General features: G+C 73.1%; 2 protein-coding genes and 1 pseudogene. 1 reads left to right on the top strand and 2 read right to left on the bottom strand.

All coding sequences use genetic code 11. The annotated features are described in order from the left end of the window. Positions 1–906 (top strand): Rossmann-fold NAD(P)-binding domain-containing protein (locus tag AC1D12_RS28595; protein WP_477844490.1); only part of this gene is annotated, 906 nt, incomplete at its 5' end. Here the strand turns inward: AC1D12_RS28595 and AC1D12_RS28590 are convergent. Both AC1D12_RS28590 and AC1D12_RS28585 read right to left on the bottom strand, forming a co-directional pair. Beyond that, positions 849–2,198 (bottom strand): esterase/lipase family protein, encoded by a 1,350-nt coding sequence (locus tag AC1D12_RS28590; RefSeq protein ID WP_477844488.1) that lies wholly within the window; start codon positions 2,196–2,198, stop codon positions 849–851. The genes AC1D12_RS28595 and AC1D12_RS28590 overlap by 58 nt on opposite strands. Then, positions 2,195–3,356: pseudogene (locus tag AC1D12_RS28585) on the bottom strand (hypothetical protein); the annotation flags it as partial. The pseudogene AC1D12_RS28585 and the gene AC1D12_RS28590, both read right to left, overlap by 4 nt.

Raw genomic sequence — 3,356 nt, 5'->3', positions numbered from 1 at the left:
CAGCAACGCGATGGCATCACCTGGCTGCGCGGCGATGCGATGCAGCGCGCCGACGTGCTGCGGGCCGCCGAGGGCTGCGCGGTGATCGTGCATGCCGTCAACCCGCCGGGCTACCGCGGCTGGGCCGAGGTGGTGCTGCCGATGGTCGACAACACGATCGCCGCGGCCATCGCGCAGCGCGCCACCATCGTGCTGCCGGGCACGGTCTACAACTTCGGGCCGGATGCGTTCCCGCTGCTGCGCGAGGATTCGCCGCAGCACCCGCAGACCCGCAAGGGCGCGATCCGCGTGCAGATGGAGAGCCGGCTGGAAGCCGCCAGCCGCCAGGGCGCGCGCGTGCTGATCGTGCGCGCCGGCGACTTCTTCGGGCCGAAGTCGGGCAACAACTGGCTCGCGCAGGGCATGCTGAAGCCGGGGAAGCCGGTCACGTCGATCGCGAACCCGGCCGACGACGGCGTCGGCCACCAGTGGGGCTACCTGCCCGACGTGGCGCGCACGATGGTCGAGCTGCTGGACCGGCGTGCGCAGCTCGGCGCCTTCGAGCGCTTCCACATGGCCGGCCACTGGGACGCCACCGGCCGGCAGATCGCCGAGGCGGTGCAGCGCGTGGTCGCACGCCGCACCGGGCAGGCACCGCGCATCGTGCGCACGCCGTGGTGGCTGCTGCGGCTGATGGCGCCGTTCGTCGTCACGCTGCGCGAACTGTTGGAGATGCGCTACCTGTGGAAGCAGCCGGTGCGCCTGGCCAATGACCGGCTGGTCGCGGTGCTGGGCCGCGAGCCGCACACGCCGCTGGACCAGGCGGTCGAGGCGGCGCTGGTCGGCATGGGCTGCCTGGATGCCGGGCGTCAGCCGGGCGGCGACAGCCCGGCCATGAACTTCAGCACCGCCGCATCGCGGAAGTAGTTGGTGTGGAAGGTCGTCGCCGTCTTGCCGAGCGACAGCACCTGCGGCTCGCCCTGCGCCGGCTGGCCGAAGAAGCTCATCGCGTCGGTGTCGACGACCAGGTCGTTCGCACCGGGGAACACGATGTCGGCGCCGAGGCTCGCCAGCTGCAGGCCGGGGTTGCGGAAGCGGGTCCAGAACTTCCAGGCCGGCGCGTCGAGGTTGGGCTCGAAATCGGCCGTCACCACCGCGAACTTCGGCTGCACCAGCCAGCGGTCGCCGAACAGCGCGCGCGTCTCGGCGTTGTCGGTCACGCGCTGCTGGCTCGCCAGGCCCGGCACCAGCGCGACCGCCGCATCGGCCAACGGCAGGGCCGAGCCGAGCTGCAGCGTCTTGCCCAGCACCTTGGCCAGCCCCGCGGCGCCGGCGGCCAGCGGGAACACCGTGCTCGCCGCCTGCCCGGCCAGCGACAGCGCGTTCGCGATGTTGGCCAGCATGTCGAGCGCGGCGCGCAGGCGGTACGGCGACGCGAGGCTGGTGCCGCCGAGCGGCGAGCCGACGAACACCACCTGCCGCACCCGCACCGGCGCGAGCCGCAGCAGCCACGACGCGACCAGCCCGCCGCGGCTGTGGCACACCACGTCGACCGGGCCGGCGATGCCGCGCAGCGCGCGGTGCAGGTCGAGCGCGTTCAGCCACGGCGCGACCGACAGCGTCGCATGGTCGAACGCGAAGATGCGCGCGCCGTACACCTGCTTCCATTGCGCGAGCAGCGCCAGCCCGGCGGGCGTCGCGCCGAGCTGGTCGAACCACATGTCGCTGTTGCTGAAGGTGCCGTGCACCAGCAGCAGCGTGGGCTGCGTGCCGTCGAGCTGCGGTGCCGGTGCCGGCACGAGCGCGCCGTCGACCCACTGGCGCAGGCCCTGCTGCGGCGTCAGCCGCGCGTCGAGCGCGACCAGCGACTGCGCGATCCGGTTCGGCCCGATGTCCTCGTACTCGAAGCGCTGCAGCACCTCGCCGAAGCCGAACCAGCCGGCGCGCCGCGAGCGCCCACGCAGCACCTGCGCGGCCGGCGGCTCGTAGTTCCAGCGCAGCACGCCGTCGTCGTCGCGCAGGCTGACGCTCGCGCGCGGATCGGCCATCGACGGCGTGAAGCCGCGGCGGCGGCGCATCGAGATCGGCAGCGCCTGCTGCGATGACGCCAGTGCGGGCGCCGGCTCGCGCAGGCCGAGGCCCGCATCGGCCGCTTCCCACGGCGCGGCGTTGAACGGCAGCGGCTCGGCGGCCGTGCTCGTGACGAGGCTGGCATTCATGCGCGTTCTCCCACCGCCAGCGCTGCCGGCGCGACGATCGGCAGCGGCGTGACCTGGTGCTCGCGTGCGATCGCGATGTCGAGGATCGAATCGAAGTCGCGCGGTTCGCTGAGCGCCTGCACGCCAGCCTCGCGCGCCTCGCGGAAGCCGCAGTGCTCGGTCAGGCGCACGCTCTCCAGCGGCGCGAGCTTGCCGTCGCGGATCAGGCCCCACACCTCGCGGTAGCTGGCCCGGCCGGCCCGCCACGGCCGCGTCTGCGCGCCCGGCGAGCCGCTGCGGTGCTCGTCGCCCTGCGGCACCGCATCGCCCGGGTTGATCACCTCGCGGTACGCGAACTGGTAGTCGCGGTGGCGCCAGTAGCCGGGCAGCGCATGGCCGTCGAGCAGGAACACCACCGGATGGATGTCGACCAGCTCCAGGCAGGCGGCGAACAGCAGCGTCAGGTCGATGCAGGTGCCCATGCGCGCGCTGCGCACCGCGCTCGGCGTGCGCAGGCGCTGCGAATCGAGCGCGCGGTTGTAGGTGGGCGGCGGGTTGATGTAGCCGAGGTCCCATTCGTGCAGCAGCGCCGACCAGATCGCCTCGACCTGCAGGTCCACGTTCTCCAGGCTGGCCGGGTCGGCGGACGAGGCCGACTGGTAGCCCTCGAAGCCGGCGCTCGGGTCGTCGCGGATCACCCGCACGTAGCGCTGCGCGAGCGTGATCGCGCGCTCGACCGCCGGATCGCGCGGCAGCACGAACGACGGCAGCCAGACGCCGCTGGTGCTGTTGTCCAGCCACTGGTCGACCGGCATCAGCCGCATCGCATAGGTGTCCTTGTGGATGACCTGCCCGCCCACCATCACCTGCACGAACAGGCTGCTGACCACCGCCTCGGAGACCGAGCGCATCAGCCGCGCGGTGAGCGGCATCTTGACGCGCGCGCCGAGGCTGGTGCGCTCCTGCGTCAGCTCGATCTCGGCCTCGTAGCGCGCGCGCTCGATGCCGCAGTTCAGCTCGACCAGCACGTGCGCCCGCGTCGCCGGCTGCGTCACCGCACCGCGCAGCTCGAAGCGGTGGAACAGCGCGCTGCGCCGCTCGGCCGGATCGCCCTGGTTGTGCAGCTCGGCGTAGTTGAACTCGGTGCGCGGCTCGACGACGGCCCGCAGCGGGGCGCGC

It is taken from the genome of Rhizobacter sp. P1_G5 (assembly GCF_056405435.1).
This window is presented reverse-complemented; position numbering and strand designations above follow the sequence as displayed.

Excerpts from the sequence above, each read along its gene's own strand:
- AC1D12_RS28590 (WP_477844488.1), bottom strand. The coding sequence starts at position 2,198 with ATGAATGCCAGCCTCGTCACGAGCACGGCCGCCGAGCCGCTGCCGTTC.